Raw genomic sequence first — 16,056 nt, 5'->3', positions numbered from 1 at the left:
ACTATTAGCCTTTTATTATTATACTGTAATTATATAAACGATAATACCAACTAATATAGCCGGAATTGTTGTTATTATGCTCGCCCAAAGTGCTGATTTTTTATCTAATGCTATAATAGGAAATAACGCATCTCCATCCTGAGATATAGAGTTTGCAATTACAGCACCTAATGGTAGGTTCCCTTTTAAATAAAAAGACATAAGCAGTATTTGAACTCCGCATCCTGGTATTAATCCAAGTAATGCACCTATAAATACACTTCCTATTCCTGTATATAAAACAAGATTAGCAATGTATTCTTCTCCGCCTACTAACATTACTACAAAATCATATCCAAGATATGCTATAAATATCCATGTGATTATAAATGATATCTCAGCTACGCCATTTATTAATATATTTTTAAGTGATGATCTATCATCTTTATCTATATTATAGTTATTAGATACAACTTTAAAACACATAGTATAAATTATAGATGATAATATACCTAATACTGCTAAAACCTCTTCAAGCTCATGGATAGAATGTATAATTTCATTTTCAATTCCTGAATGGGCTATAGTCATAAATGCAAACCCTACTAAAAGAATTAATAGATATATCTTATATCCCACTTTATGAGTCATTAGATATGCAAATTTATATATTTTACTATTTTGATTCTTAACATTTTCTCGATTATTAGATAAACCATGATTACAAGCACACGAAGTCCCTCTAGTTAATGGTGATACTTGTTTTTTTCTAAGATTTAATTTGATTTCAAGATTAAATATATCAACTATATATCCTGTTAAAATTCCTGTAATTAACCCAACTATAGTTACTATTAAATAAACTTTAAAATTCGCTGAAATTAATATAAATGCCGCATCTCCCATACTTGCTATCAAACTTGCTACTATAGCTCCAAAACTAAGTTTTCCTTGTATGTATAATGGAATTATAGCTAAACTACCACCACAACCTGGTATAGCCCCTATTAGTGCTCCGATTAATGGCTGTAACTTTTTATTTTTAGTTATGATATATGTAAAGTTTTCATTAGTTTTATAATTTATATATCCAAATAATACTATAAAAAAACCAATCATAGATCCGACGTGTAAAAATGCTTCTTCAGCTGATGACATAAATATCTCCATGACTTAACCTCCTTTTTGTTACTCAATAATTATATTTGATAATCATTATCAATGTCAATACATTTTTAAAAATAAATTTATTCCTAACTGATTTATAGCATAAATAACTTAATTATATACCTTATTTTAGATTATGAACTATAAACTTGTATATATTCTTACTTAGTATTTTTTATGTAAATACAGCATATAAAAAGTATGCACCTATAGGCGCATACTTTTATATAGACTCTATAAAACTTACAACATCTTCGATTATCCAATTTGGAGTAGACGCTCCTGCTGTAATACCTATATTTTTAAATTCTTCTAACATTCCTTTACTTAAGTCCTCTTTAGTTTCTATTGCAAAGGTCGGAACAACTTCTTTACATATATTAACTAGCTTTTGAGTATTAGAACTATGCTTACCTCCTATAACTATCATACAATTTACCTCTTTAGATAGTTCCTTTGCTGCTTCTTGTCTAACCTTAGTTGCTGAACATATTGTATTATTAAATAATACGCCTTCAATCTCTTTTGAAAGTATATCTATTATTTGTTTATATAAATCTAAATTTATAGTTGTTTGTGCCACTACACAGTATTGTTTAGATTTATCAAAAGTCATTTTATTTAACTCTTCTAGGTTTTTTATGACTATTGCAGAATTTTCGCACCATCCATTTATTCCAATAACTTCTGGATGATTTCTATCACCTATAACAATGATATTATATCCCTTCTTATAGTATTTTTTTACTATTTTATGTATTTTAGTAACAAAAGGACAAGTAGTATCAATTATATTTATTCCTCTATCTTTTGATTCATTGTAAACTGATTCAGATACTCCATGAGATCTAATTATCATATTATTATTAAGTGGAACATCGTTTATATCATTAATAGTTTTAAGTCCTTTTTCTTCATATCTTTCAACTGCTTGTTTATTATGAATAAGAGGTCCTAGCGCGTATATTCCATCTTCACTTTTTTCAAGTTCATCCCAGGCCATTTTCATTGCTCTTTTGACTCCAAAGCAAAATCCTGCCTCTTTAGCTATTTTAACATTCATATTTATATCTCCCTAGTTATAACTTATTATATATTAAACTTAGAATTTGGTTTTATTAATTATTTTGAATGTATATAGTAATTTTCTTTTATTACTTCTAACACATTTTGTGCTAATCTTTCATTGTCTTCTGTAGTAAGTTTTTGTTTATAGTAATCATCAAAAGATATAGGCTTATCTATATATATAGTTACTCTATTAAATATCTTATAATTAGATATTATAGATATCGGAACAACACTTGCCTTACCTTTTATAGCAAATACAGATAGACCTGCTTTAGCTTCTCCAAATCCTGCTTCTTTGATTCGTGTTCCCTCTGGGAATATACCTAATACATACCCATCTTTAATAGACCTTAAAATATTTTTTATTGTAGATACATCTGGCTTTTCTCTATTTATTGGTATGACATTTAATTTTTTTAATATAAATCCAAGTGGTTTAATCTCAAAAAGTTCCTTTTTAGCAATTGCTGCTACTTCTCTATTTCTTATTGATGCAGCTAAAAATATGGGGTCAAGATTAGATTTATGATTAGCTGCTATAATTATATTACCTTCATCTGGAATATTTTCTTCTCCAATTACTTCGTATTTAAAAAATACTTTAGAAAAACATCTAAAAATATTTATTGCAAATTTATAAAAACTCAAAATTTATCTCCCTCTTCTATTAAACATTTATTTTAGAAAGAACAGAATCTACTACATCATTTATACTCTTTCCAGTTGTATCTATTTCTATTGCGTCTTCTGCTTTAACTAGTGGTGCAAATTCTCTATTTGAATCTATCTCATCTCTTCTTATTATATCTTCTATTATTTCGTCTAAAGTTATATCATATCCTTTTTTTATTAACTCTATATGACGTCTTTTTCCTCTTTCTTCTGGTGTTGCTACTAGGAAAAATTTGTAATCTGCATCAGGGAATACATATGAACCTATATCTCTTCCATCTAATATTACAGAGCTTCTCTTTCCTATTTCTCTTTGAACGTCAACCATTAAGTATCTAACTTCTTTAATTTTAGCTACATTAGATACATTATTACTAACTTCAATAGTTCTTATTTCATCAGTCAGTATTTGTCCATCTAAATATATATTATTATCTTTAAAATCTATTTCTGTATCTTTAGCTATCTTTGTTACTTCATCTTCATTATTTATATCTATATTTTCTTCAAGACATTTATATGTTATTGCTCTGTACATAGCTCCTGTGTCTATGTAATTTATATTTAACTTTTCTGCTATTATCTTTGCTATTGTACTTTTGCCTGCTCCTGCTGGCCCATCTACTGCTATTACTAAATTGCTCATTTTGATCTCTCCTATTTCTTTTAAGAAGTGATATAAACTAATCAGTTATATCACTTCTTAAATCTTTTGCTTTATTTAAATATATATGCTTTATATCTCTTTTAGATTTATTACTATTTATATGCATTAATATCCTAATACACATAGGCAAACTTCCTACTATATATTTTTCTTCAAAGTTAAGAAGAGGTATATCTGTAATATTTAATAATTCTCTTACTGCTACTGCAGGATATACCTTATCTAAGTCTCTTGTCATTGTAAAGCACATACTTATTATATCCTCTACATCTAATTCATTTTTTCTATAATTCTTTCCACTAAAATTGCGCTTTGTTTTAAAATTTGTTCTTTATTATTAGCCTCTACTGTTGTAGCTCCTCTTATTGCTAATACTTTCATATAATCACCTACACACTTATTCCAGCAAGATACCCCGTAGAAAATGCTATTTGTAAATTATATCCACCCGTTTGTGCATCTACATCTATTACTTCCCCTGTAAAGAATAGATTTTTTATTAATTTAGACTCCATTGTTGAAGAATTTATTTCTTTAACACTTACACCTCCACTTGTAACCTGAGCAACTTTTATGCCTTTTGTTCCATTACATGTAAGTGTCATACTTTTTATATATTCTATTATCTTTTGTTCATCAGCTTTATTTAATTCATTAGCTTTTTTATCTGATAAATTAAGTAAACCTAATATCTCTTTTAAAAAGTTTTGTGGCAATATTGATTTTAAGTTATTTAATATATTTTTATTAGGATTTTCCCTTATGATATTAGATATTTCATCAATACCCATATTAGGTAAAAAATCTATATTTATTTGAAGTTCACCATTTTCTAGTGCCTTATTTATATAAGATGATGTTATTAGAACACAAGGTCCGCTAAGCCCAAAGTGTGTAAATATCATATCGCCTATGATTGATATTTTTTTCTTTTTAATCTTGCATGAAATTTCAACTTTTTGCATAGATACCCCTTGTAAATTTTTAATCCATCCTTCTTTTATAGTAAGTGGAGATAGTGCTGGATATATTTTATTAATAGTATGATTATATTTTTTTAATATATCATACATCATACCATCAGAACCTGTGTGAGAATGACTTTTACCTCCAGTTGAAATAATTACCTTATCACAATAAAATTTATCTCCATTTTCTAAAACTACACCATATATAGTATCTTCTTTTACTATAAGATCTGTAACTTTCTTATTATAAAGTATTTTTACTTTATTTTTAATTAAATCGTTTTTGAATGTTTCTATTACTTCGACTGATTTATCTGATTTTGTATATACTTTATGATCATTAAAATTTTCCACCTTATACTCTAAATTATTAGATTTAAAATAGTCTAATAAATCTCTATTAGTAAAAGTATAGAAACTACTATATAAAAACTTTTTATTAGTTACTATTTTATCGAAAAAATCTTCTATATCCCTATTATTTGTGATATTACATCTTCCTCCTCCAGTAACTAAAAGCTTTTTCCTAGCTCCTCATTTCTCTCTATTAATGTAACATTGTGATTTTGTTTTGAAGCTGTAAGTGCTGCCATCATACCTGATGATCCACCTCCAACTACTATTACATTTGACATAAGCTTACTCCTACTCTAGTGCTGAATTATTTATTTTTTCATTATTTTTTATATGGCCAGTATCATTCATTTTTATTATAACAGGACCATAATCTCTAAATTCAACTATATTTAGTGCCGTATTATCTTGTTTTATTCTATATATGTTTTCCATAGAAGATCCTAAAAATGATAAAAGCATTGTTCTTACTGTAACGGAATGACTTACAAGTAATATATGTTTATTATCATACTTTTCATTTATTTTTTTTATAAAATTATCAGTTCTCTCTTTTATTATATGTAAAGTTTCTCCACCTTCTATATCTACTAAATGAGGTTGATTTCTCCATATGTCATAAGTAATTGAATGATTTTTTTTAATTTCTTCTATTAAAAGGCCTTCCCAAACACCAAATCCCATTTCTCTAAGTGCTGGTGTCTGATTAACCTTAATTCCTAATTTATCTCCAACTATTTGAGCCGTTTGTACAGCTCTTCCTAAATCACTGCTATATATATAATCTATTGGATAGTTAATCATAGCTTCTGATAATTCTTTTGCTTGTTCTTCACCTTTTTTTGTTAAATCTGAATTTCCATGACCTTGAGTTTTACCTAATATATTCCAATTAGTTTGTCCATGTCTTACTATATAAAATGTATTTGCCATAATGTCCTCCTAAATACTATGTATTTATTTTTTACGCTTATCAAAATTTTATTATATCATAATTTCTTAATATAAAATAGTTATACAGGGTAGTTTCCCTATATTTAATTATATCAAAAAACTACTAGACTATTATGTTCTAGTAGTTTTTAGTTAATTCTTATTATTTTGCATCTGGAGTATATATAGTTTTTTCATTTCCATCATATATTATCAATAAGTTTGCTTTAATATAACCTTTTTATTAACATATTACTATATGTTTTAACTTTGTACCTCACTATCAATTAACTGTAAGTTATATTGTTTGATTAAATTTATCAACATATCTGCATACGTTAATTCACCTTTTTCGTTAGCTACAGTACTATATCCGGCATTTTCTAAAGCTTGTGCTTGATATATATATGTGTTAGCATTAAATACACCATTAGCTTTATATCTTTTATTTTCTGATAAAAATTTTGCGTGATCTGCTATAGATTTCTTTTTATCATTATATTTTCGAAACTTATCATTTATAGTAGTATCTACATGCTCTTTAGTTTCTAAAGTTACATACTCTCCATTCCAGTATTTATCTGCCTTTATACCAAATAAATTATTAAAGTCTTTTGATAATTTTGATTTCCCCCAACTTGATTCAAGTATTGCTTGAGCTATTGTTATTGATGGTAGTATTTTATAAACTTTATAATTGTCTATAGCATCTTGTTTTATATCATTTATAAATTTAATATTATCAGAATTTGGATTTAAGCTAGATGGTTTTACACCATAGTTTACTAAATCATTTATATAATCATTTACTCTAGATTTTTCTTTATTGTTAAATTCTAAACCATCTAAAACATTTTCTAATTTTTTTAACTTATAACTACCGTTTTTTTCTTCTATAAACAACTGTGATACTTTTTCTATATCAGAGTTACTTACATTTTTAAAATTATTATCATTTATTACACCTATTATAGACGCAACATATTTCCAGTTTACTTGTATTTTATTATCACTAACTTTGTCAACACAATCTATGTATTTAAATACATCTATATTGTTTTTATCTATTTCCTTTAAAGAAAAATATTTTAAGCCCCCAGCTATTACCATAATTAATAATATTATTATAGGTATAATTTTTTTTATTTTCATAATATATTCCTCCTGCATATGTTTATTATACCTATAATTTACTACATTTTTGTTACAAGTTTATTACAATTTATTCATTTTTCGACATTTTAAATAACGTATAGTAGACATTTTATTAATACTAATTTGCTAAATTACTTATTCCTTTTATTTTTTCAACTAAAACATCATATTTAGATTGTAGTTGCTTATAGTTTTGCTCCGAATTCGAGATAGTTTCCTTTAATTTTGCTCCATGACCTTCTAATTCTGAAACTTTATTTTCTAATGTTGTAATTGTTTCTTTTAACTTCGATATATTTCCTTCTGATTCTTTGTTTAATTTTTCATTTTCTTTGCTTTGATTAGTTAATTCAGAAATTTTTGCATTTAAATTTGTATTCTTTCTTAACACTGTATTATATCTATCATAATTAAATAGTGCAAATCCACTTGATACAACAGTAGTTATTACTAATACTATTATAATAGCTATTATTTTTTTATTCATATTTACCTCCAAATATATAACATTATATACTAAATAATACCATATTTTTTATTTTTATGGCATTTAATATTTATAAAATAAAAAAGCCTAGATATAATACCTAGACTTTTACTAATCTCTATATTTTTAAATAATTCCTTAAAATCTGTGCTTCCACAAATTGTCCTTTATTATTTAATTTGTCGGCTTTAAAAAAGCTTACCATCCATTCATCACAGGTGTTATACACAATGCCAATATTACTTATATCATCATCTGCTTTATTTTTTATTTTTTTAAAAGCATATATAGTATTTTTTGATGCTTCTTCTAAATTAAAATCATATATGTTGTCTATCGTATATACTTTTGGAGATTCTGAACTTTTTGAAGATATCGATTCTAATACTTTATGTACACCCTCCACCAATTTCTGATCAGCCTTTTTATGTTTAATTTTATGTTTTTTGTCGTCTATATAGTTTTCTAATCTTTGAGACGTTACAACTTCACCCTTATCTGTAAATACAGGATTAAAAAATAATACCTTAATATCTCCTCTTTTTGTAGGCTTTCCTATTATCATACCATCATCACATACAAATAGCCCATATGTAGGCAACTTAATATCATCTTTATACTTTTTAATTTCATCAGATAGTAAATCTCTTGCTTGAATAAGATCATTTTTTAATAATTGTATAGATTCTTTATTTAAATTACAAATTTCTTTTTTACATAAATATGAAGCACCTTCTTTTCTGCACTGCTTTATTTTTTTATTATTTCTAAACATTAAATCATCCCTTCCAATATTTAGCATAATAATCTAATTATTATTGATTTAATATTATGATTTTTATTAGATAATAATTCATGTACTTAATAAAATTTCTTATTTTTAATTTTATAAAATATAAAAGCCTGAGTTAAACTCAGGCTTTTATTAGAAATAAAGTATTTTAAATACTTTGGTTAATTCTAGCATATTTATTATCATTAATTTTATTTTCTTGTTGATTGTCTTTACCTTTACCAAATAATAATATTACTTGAATCATTGTAAATACAAGAGATGTTTTTCTCTTATATGCCATATATCGTCCATCCCAAGAATCACAATATTTTTCTTTAAATTTCTTTAACCCTTGGAAAGAATAAAACCTTTGACCATGTGCATATACTTGAGCTGCTATTTTTTCACTTAAGAATGAGTATTTTGATACACCTACATTAGATAATGGAGCTAATCCCATATTAAATTTAGAATATCCATTTTCTCTTCCCCATTGGAATAAATTTACAAATATAAAGTCCATTACTCCGTTGCATGTACTTTCTGAAAAACGCATTAAATCTATAGATAAAGTTGTACGATTATCATACATAGGCATTAAATTAGCAAATCCTTGTATATTATTATCTTTATCTTTTATTATAGCTATTGGTTCACGGTTTAAATATTCTTCATCAAAGAATCCTACAGAGAATCCTTTTTCTTTTCTATCCCCTAACCATTCATCTGATATGGCTTTTATATCTTTTATAAATTCTTCACTAAATGGTGGATATATTATATCAAAAGTATATCCTTCTTTCTCAACTCTTGACAGTGCATTTCTTACACTTTTCATTTTTCTACCTTCTAATGTGAACTTATTTAAATCTACTCCCGCATCTTCCCCTAGCTTCATAAATTCATACCCTGTTTCATGTAAGTAAGGTATCATAGTTTCGTCTATAGAACAGAATACTGGTGTATAACCATATCTATCACATAACTCATAAAATGTTTGTATTGTTTCAAAAAAGCTTTCTTTATTTCCTATTGGGTTACCTAATACTACAACTTTATTTGCATATATTTGATATTGTATTAAAACATCTGTACTATCATTTACATATATATATTTATCATTTAAATATATATAATGTGTAAGTTGCGCTCCATTATAAGTATCAAGTATATAATCTAATTTATCTTCACACTCGCCTAGCGTTAATTTAGGAAAGTTCTTAGATTTATTTGTATAATATAAAATACCCATAAATATTAGTGAGATTACAAATCCAGTAATACTTATCATTATCATTTTATAAACACGTGGGCTTGCATGTTGTATATCTATATTTAATAGAGGTATTTTTTTTATTTTACCAGATATATTTGCATACGCTATAAATAAATAAAATGCTTGGAAAAATAATAAGGCTAATGTGTCTTTTATAACTTTACCCCATCTTAATATAAATCCTTCTCTATAAAATTGTCTTTTGCTACATTTAAGAATAACACCTACAGTTATTAAGTATAGAGTTTCTTCATAATCAAATCCTTTTATTAGTGCAAATATACTTCCAAGTAAAACTAATACCATTGTTATATTATATACCTTCTTAGATTTATAAGTTATTAAACTAGATATGGTAATTAATAAAAAACCAATTATAATCGCTATGTCTCCTGACATATGCATTATTTTAAAGTTGAATACTTTATTTATAATGTGTATTCTTTCAATAGTACTTGGCATAGCTTCTGATACTAATAATACTACCCCTGATGATAAAACTAAAAGTCTTAATCCAAAATGAGCTACTGTAGATAAAGATTCTGATACGATACTTCTTATTCTTCCGTCTACTTTATTCCATAATTCTGATAAGTATAATATAGCTCCTATGCTTACAGGAATTATGTAATAACTTATTCTATATAAAAACACTGCTAACAATACTTTTTCTGATGAAACTCCTAAACCTTCTAATCCAACTAATAAAGTTAAATCAAATGTTCCTACTCCTCCTGGTGACATACTTAAAATAGCTACTACTATTGCAGCTACAAATATAGGGAAAAATTTCATAAAAGGTATTGGTTCACCTAATATAAGTATTATCGAATAGATTAATATTATTGTAGTTACCCATTCTGATAATGATATTCCTATTATTTTAAAACTATCAATAACATCTCTTTTATCATCATCATTTCCTTTTATATAGCTTCTTATTAGATATATAGACAAAACAGGTAAGTAACACCCAATTAACATAGTTAAAACTTTTACTAAACTTAACTCTTTAAATTCTAATAAATTAGATATAACATAAAGAAAACATATCATTGAGAATCCTGATAAATTAAGTGCTACTACCTTAGAAATTTCTTTTACTAATAATTTATTATCTTTTACATGATCTTTATAAAAATAGCTTTTTAAAGCAAGTGCAGATGTTCCACCAAATCCAACTATACTTGATACAGAACTTGCTATAAAAGAAAATTTATATAATCTTTTATTATCCAAGTTTATTCCTACTCTTTTTTTAAGTACAAAGTCATAAAAACTAAGTGGTAAAAATGATATCATTCCTAATGCTATAATTATTAATACATTGCCAATAGATAATTTATCAGCATACATTACAAAAGTGTCCATATTAAAATCTGTTACTATATTTTTAAATTCCTTAAATACTATAAATAAAATAGCTACAACAAAGGCTATTTTTAAATACAGTAAAGTCTTTTTACTATTAAATTTTTTCATATCAACCGCTCCTAAATCATAATCTTGTCATTTCACATTAAAATTGTATCATATAAGGTTTCTTAAATTCCTTTCATAAACCTTAACATTTTAATATTAACATAAAATTTTTTATAATTTCCCTTTCTTACTTTATTGTTATATTTATATATTCTTATGTATTGATATTAGCATCTAAATAACATAACTGTAAGGAAATAAAATATTTTATAATATTCATATAAGTTAATATTAACATTAAAAACTTAAAGATTTCTTAATATAAATCTAAAGATTTTCTAAAGATTTTTATTAAGAAATAAAATCTTTATATAAATGTAGACATTTTTTATTGAGCAATTAGTTTTAAATTAAGTAGAAATTAATTTATATATCAAAATTTTACGCATTTTTAATATTTTAAAATCATAAATTTTATAAATACATATAGTTAGTTGGTGATAAATTGAGATTACTAAGAACTTATAGGAAACCTATAAAATTAGAGTTATTTACAAGCTTGCTTTTAATACTATCTACAATACTAGCACTTGTAATGTACAATAGTCCATTAAAATTATTGTATAAAGATATTTTTGAAAATACTTATTTGTTTAAAGGATTTTCACTACATATGTTTATAAATGATTTTTTAATGGCTATTTTCTTTTTGGTTGCAGGACTTGAAATAAAACATGAAATACTACATGGTAGCTTATCTTCTTTCAAAGAAGCATCTTTCCCTATTATAGCATCTATTGGTGGTGTTGTTGTTCCGGCTTTAATATTTATTTTTTTTAATAAAGATACTCCCTTTTTAGGAGGATTTTGCATTCCAATCTCTACAGATATTGCTTTTGCTGTAGGTGTATTTTTAATTTTTTCTAAAAAATTAAATCCGTCACTTAAAGTATTTTTACTTTCTCTAGCTGTAGTTGATGACTTAATATCAATACTTGCAATAGGAGTTGTTTATTCTATTGATATTAATACTCATTATTTATCTTTAGCTATTTTAGTATTTATGACATTGGTAATTGCTAATAAATTATTTAATATTCAAAGTATTACATATTACTTATTATCTGGTCTTTGCCTATGGTATTTTATATATCTAAGTGGAGTTCATTGCACTATAAGTGGAGTATTATTGGCTATAACTATACCTACATCACATTCTAATGGAATTAGTTCGCTTGAAAAACTTCAGAGATTATTAGTGCCTATAAATAGTCTACTAATTATACCACTGTTTGCATTTGCAAATACAGGTATATCCTTAGCTTATAATATAGATTTGTATACTTCAACTGCTTCTACTTTATACAAAGGTATAATATTAGGACTTTGTGTTGGTAAGCCTCTAGGCATTATGATCTTTAGTTATCTAGGAGACTTGACTGGAATTACTGAAAAACCATCTAATATAAGTTGGTTTGCTGTATTTTTAGTTTCATTAATTGCAGGTATAGGATTTACTATGTCTATATTTGTCTCTGAAATAGCTTTTATAAATGATTTTACACTTATAAATATAGCTAAGTCTTCTATATTAATGTCTTCTGTAATATCGATTTTGTCTACATACATAGTAATTACTATTTATGATATTTTAAGAAAGTTAAATAACTACCCTAAGACTCAACTTATAAATAAATATTACATATCTTGATTTTTATAATAGATACGCACATATATACAAAATAAAAAGAAGATATAATTAAATATCTTCTTTTTTATTTTGTATTAACAGTGCTTATGACACCCACAGTCACAATTACAATCCCAGATATCATTTGAATTAACTCCAAAGTTTGCCATATCGCACCCAAAATCATCCTCATAACATTCTTGATAACATTCAGCCGCTTTAGCTAAACATTCTTGAGCTCCTTGCATTAAGCACATACCTTCATTAGATAATTCTTTATATTCATCCCAAAGTCTATTAGCTCTTGCGCATTCTTCTATAGCTTGCTGTCTTAGACATTCCGCTCTTTCTTCAGCTTGTTTTGCTTGTTGTGCTATTCTATTTGCTTTGTTGCTTATACAATCAGCTTTTTCACATTTTTCTCTAGCTAACTCTTTAAATTTATTGCAATTAGAGCAATCTTCATTATTTATATTATTGTTATTGTTGCATCCACAATTATTTTTAAATATTTTATTACATTCACATTTTTTATTACATTTATTTTTATTTGAATATCTCATATCTCTTCACCCTTTTAGTATATATATTAAGAGTATTTTTTATCTCTTAATGTATATACTATGTAAAAACACAAAATATGCGCCAATTTTTTCGTATTTATCCTAAAAAACTTCACATTTCTTACATTTGATATAAAAAAACATCTATATTATATAGATGTTTTTTATATATTTATTTACTTTTTGCTATATACTCTAGGGAATTTAAGAATATATTCGCTTCTTCTATAGTATTATAAAGACCTAAACTGGCTCTTATCATTCCTAAATTTTCCAAATCACTAGATACATCAATATAAGCATTCATGTCGCTTACATTTAATAATCTATATACATAAGGATGAGCACAGAATTTTCCACATCTTAGTGCTATGCCCATATCTTTTGCCATTTTCTGAGCTACTTTTTCATAGTCCATATCTTTAACGTTAAAAGATATTACCCCTAATCTATCTTGAGTATTTACATTATCTCCATAGACTATAAGATTATTGATTTTGTTCATTTCTTTTATAATATAATTTTTTATATCAGATTCATGTTTAGATATATTATTAAATCCAATTTCTTTTAAATCTTTTAGTGCCTGAACCATTCCCATAACACCTAAAAAGTTTTGAGTACCTGCTTCATGAAGTTGTGGAGGTAAGCCCCAAAGTACATTATCATCAAATACTCCTTTTACACATCCTCCACCTTTTAAAAATGGATCTACAGTAGATAAATCTTCTACAAGTCCAACTAGTGCTCCACTTCCAAAAGGTGCATATGCTTTATGAGCCGAGAATGTTAAAAAATCAATTTGTTCGTCATCAGTTTCACCCTTCATATTTATTTCTTGATGGGCTACAAGTTGAGCTGCATCTACTATTATTTTAGCATCATGTTTATGACATATTTTAGCTATATGATTTATAGGATTAACATATCCAGTTACATTTGATGCTGCTGTTATCGCTACATATTTTATTTTACCATTACTTTCTATAAATTTTTTCTCTATATCATCTATATTAATTCTACCAAATTCATCTACCTCTATATATACTACACTTGATGAATATCTCCATGGTAAGTCATTTGCATGATGCTCCATTCTCGTAGTAATAACTTTTATCTCTTTATCTTTCGTCAATATATCAGAAAGTATATTTAAACTTTCTGTATCTGACTTTGTAAATACTACAGTATGGGTATTATTTCCTTTAAGATTAAAAAACTTTAATACTTCTTCTCTTGCATTTTCAAATTTTTGTGTACATATATCTCCTTTTTGACCAAGTCCTCTTGCTATTGGTCCATAATACTTTATATCTTCTAAAATAGTATTTATTACGCTTTTTAAAGGAGGCGTTGTTGCTCCATTATCAAAGTTTATAGGAACTATATATGATCCATTTTGAAGTTTTACAGGAGTTTCTATTCCTTCAAATAATTCTCTATAATTCATCGTATTATCACCCCTTATACAACAATATATGCATATCTTCACCAAAAGTTCTTATTATTACACCTCTTGATTAAGATTATTAACTATAATATACTTAAATAAGTTATTATATAGTATTATTAAGGAGAAATTTATGAGATTAAATAACTATATTAGCTCGACTGGAATATGTTCTAGAAGAGAAGCAGATAAATTAATTCAAAGTAAAAAAGTTTTAATAAATGGAAAAATGGCACAAATAGGGCAAGTAGTAAATCCAGGAGATGTTGTAAAAGTTAATGGAAAAATATTACATCAAAAGAAAAATGATGTTTATATCGCCCTTAATAAACCAGTAGGTATAACCTGCACAACAGAAAGGCATATAAAAGGAAATATTATTGATTATATAAACTATCCTGAGAGGATTTTCCCTGTTGGAAGACTTGATAAACCATCAGAAGGATTAATTATACTAACAAATGACGGTGATATAGTAAATAAAATATTACGTTCTGAAAATAACCATGAAAAAGAATATGTTGTAACAGTTAATAAAAATATTACACCAGAGTTTATAAATAACATGTCAAATGGAGTTCGAATATTTAATCCAGTTAATAAAAAATATGTAATTACTAAAAAATGTTCTGTTACTAAATTAAATAATCGTACATTTAAAATAGTATTAACTCAAGGGTATAACAGGCAAATACGTAGAATGTGTGAAGCTTTCAATTATGAAGTTCAAAAACTAAAACGTGTTAGGATAATGGATTTAACATTAAATGGTATAGCACCAGGTAAATGGAGAAGACTAACGCCTCAAGAAGTTAAAGGATTAATAGATTAGAACCTTCATTTAGGAGGTTTTATTTTTTTAAAATTAGCATATATCTAATAATAGGAAGTGATTTAATGAAAAATACCTATTTGGCAAAGATAATAAACTCATTTTTACCAGTACTTTCTATAACCTTACTTCTTTTTTACATATGCTTTGATTTAAGTTCTAAAATTGGCGGATTAGGCTTTATACTCTTTTCTATTTGCGATACCTGTGAAATATATATATCATTAAAAAATAATAATAATTTAAATACCTTAAATTTGCTTCTAAACTTAATAATGTTAATATTAGGTATTCAAATGGTATTATATCCATCTATATTTAATTAGAAATACTAAAAGACTGATTTAAAAATCAGGTCTTTTAGTATTTCTAATTAAATATATTATATATTAGTATCTTTTACTTCTTCAGGCGGTAACTTTTCCATCGTTATTCCTGTAGCCGCATAGAATAATGATACTAATGGATTTATTAAATTTAAAAATGCAAATGGTAAGTATGCAAATGGATGAATTCCTAATGTAACCCACATATAAGCACCACATGTATTCCATGGAATAAGTGGTGATAAAAGTGTCCACTATCTTCTAATGCT

General features: G+C 25.9%; 15 protein-coding genes and 2 pseudogenes. 2 read left to right on the top strand and 15 right to left on the bottom strand.

The features are described from left to right. Positions 1 to 18: 18 nt before the first annotated feature. From JWF52_RS12530 to mprF, 12 genes and pseudogenes are all read right to left on the bottom strand, one after another. Positions 19 to 1,149, bottom strand: a complete 1,131-nt coding sequence (locus JWF52_RS12530) for a putative manganese transporter (protein WP_208333888.1) — start codon at positions 1,147 to 1,149, stop codon at positions 19 to 21. 220 nt (positions 1,150 to 1,369) lie between these two features. Further along, a complete protein-coding gene (locus JWF52_RS12525; RefSeq protein ID WP_208333887.1) occupies positions 1,370 to 2,209 on the bottom strand; it encodes a 4-hydroxy-3-methylbut-2-enyl diphosphate reductase in 840 nt (279 codons plus the stop codon). Positions 2,210 to 2,268: 59 nt separating this feature from the next. Next, positions 2,269 to 2,865 carry a lysophospholipid acyltransferase family protein gene (locus JWF52_RS12520; protein WP_208333886.1) on the bottom strand — a complete coding sequence of 199 codons (597 nt, stop codon included), beginning with the start codon at positions 2,863 to 2,865 and terminating at the stop codon, positions 2,269 to 2,271. Positions 2,866 to 2,884: 19 nt separating this feature from the next. Continuing rightward, positions 2,885 to 3,535: a (d)CMP kinase gene (gene cmk, locus JWF52_RS12515; RefSeq protein ID WP_208333885.1), complete on the bottom strand. Its 651-nt coding sequence runs from the start codon at positions 3,533 to 3,535 to the stop codon at positions 2,885 to 2,887. A gap of 37 nt (positions 3,536 to 3,572) precedes the next feature. Further along, positions 3,573 to 3,806 (bottom strand): chorismate mutase, encoded by a 234-nt coding sequence (locus JWF52_RS19725; protein WP_353654938.1) that lies wholly within the window; start codon positions 3,804 to 3,806, stop codon positions 3,573 to 3,575. A 20-nt stretch (positions 3,807 to 3,826) separates the two neighbouring features. After that, positions 3,827 to 3,937 carry a chorismate mutase gene (locus JWF52_RS19720; protein WP_353654937.1) on the bottom strand — a complete coding sequence of 37 codons (111 nt, stop codon included), beginning with the start codon at positions 3,935 to 3,937 and terminating at the stop codon, positions 3,827 to 3,829. Positions 3,938 to 3,945: 8 nt separating this feature from the next. Next, positions 3,946 to 5,159: pseudogene (locus JWF52_RS12505) on the bottom strand (BaiN/RdsA family NAD(P)/FAD-dependent oxidoreductase). Positions 5,160 to 5,169: 10 nt separating this feature from the next. Further along, positions 5,170 to 5,811, bottom strand: coding sequence for a histidine phosphatase family protein (locus JWF52_RS12500; protein WP_208333884.1), 642 nt, complete (start codon positions 5,809 to 5,811; stop codon positions 5,170 to 5,172). A 264-nt stretch (positions 5,812 to 6,075) separates the two neighbouring features. Beyond that, on the bottom strand, positions 6,076 to 6,963 hold the full coding sequence (locus JWF52_RS12495; RefSeq protein ID WP_208333883.1) for a glycoside hydrolase family 73 protein: 888 nt from the start codon (positions 6,961 to 6,963) through the stop codon (positions 6,076 to 6,078). A gap of 121 nt (positions 6,964 to 7,084) precedes the next feature. Beyond that, positions 7,085 to 7,453: a hypothetical protein gene (locus tag JWF52_RS12490; protein ID WP_208333882.1), complete on the bottom strand. Its 369-nt coding sequence runs from the start codon at positions 7,451 to 7,453 to the stop codon at positions 7,085 to 7,087. Between the two features lie 118 nt (positions 7,454 to 7,571). Next, positions 7,572 to 8,228: a hypothetical protein gene (locus JWF52_RS12485; RefSeq protein ID WP_208333881.1), complete on the bottom strand. Its 657-nt coding sequence runs from the start codon at positions 8,226 to 8,228 to the stop codon at positions 7,572 to 7,574. 166 nt (positions 8,229 to 8,394) lie between these two features. Beyond that, positions 8,395 to 10,986 (bottom strand): bifunctional lysylphosphatidylglycerol flippase/synthetase MprF, encoded by a 2,592-nt coding sequence (mprF, locus tag JWF52_RS12480; RefSeq protein ID WP_208333880.1) that lies wholly within the window; start codon positions 10,984 to 10,986, stop codon positions 8,395 to 8,397. A gap of 445 nt (positions 10,987 to 11,431) precedes the next feature. On the opposite strand from mprF, the gene nhaA reads away from it, so the two are divergent. Further along, the gene (nhaA, locus tag JWF52_RS12475; protein ID WP_208333879.1) at positions 11,432 to 12,637 is read left to right on the top strand and encodes a Na+/H+ antiporter NhaA; all 1,206 of its coding nucleotides are present in this window, start codon (positions 11,432 to 11,434) and stop codon (positions 12,635 to 12,637) included. A 74-nt stretch (positions 12,638 to 12,711) separates the two neighbouring features. Here the strand turns inward: nhaA and JWF52_RS12470 are convergent, their stop codons facing one another. Further along, the gene (locus tag JWF52_RS12470; protein ID WP_208333878.1) at positions 12,712 to 13,179 is read right to left on the bottom strand and encodes a hypothetical protein; all 468 of its coding nucleotides are present in this window, start codon (positions 13,177 to 13,179) and stop codon (positions 12,712 to 12,714) included. A 172-nt stretch (positions 13,180 to 13,351) separates the two neighbouring features. Then, positions 13,352 to 14,629 (bottom strand): aminotransferase class V-fold PLP-dependent enzyme, encoded by a 1,278-nt coding sequence (locus JWF52_RS12465; RefSeq protein ID WP_208333877.1) that lies wholly within the window; start codon positions 14,627 to 14,629, stop codon positions 13,352 to 13,354. Between the two features lie 133 nt (positions 14,630 to 14,762). On the opposite strand from JWF52_RS12465, the gene JWF52_RS12460 reads away from it, so the two are divergent. Then, a complete protein-coding gene (locus JWF52_RS12460; protein ID WP_208333876.1) occupies positions 14,763 to 15,461 on the top strand; it encodes a pseudouridine synthase in 699 nt (232 codons plus the stop codon). 382 nt (positions 15,462 to 15,843) lie between these two features. Here the strand turns inward: JWF52_RS12460 and JWF52_RS12455 are convergent. Then, a pseudogene (locus JWF52_RS12455) lies at positions 15,844 to 16,026 on the bottom strand (Na+/H+ antiporter NhaC family protein); the annotation flags it as partial. Between the last annotated feature and the right edge of the window lie 30 nt (positions 16,027 to 16,056).

This window comes from Clostridium sp. CCUG 7971, from assembly GCF_017590215.1.
Taxonomy (GTDB): domain Bacteria; phylum Bacillota; class Clostridia; order Peptostreptococcales; family Peptostreptococcaceae; genus Faecalimicrobium.
The sequence above is the reverse complement of the archived record's forward strand: the minus strand, read 5'-3'. Positions and strand labels throughout refer to the sequence as shown.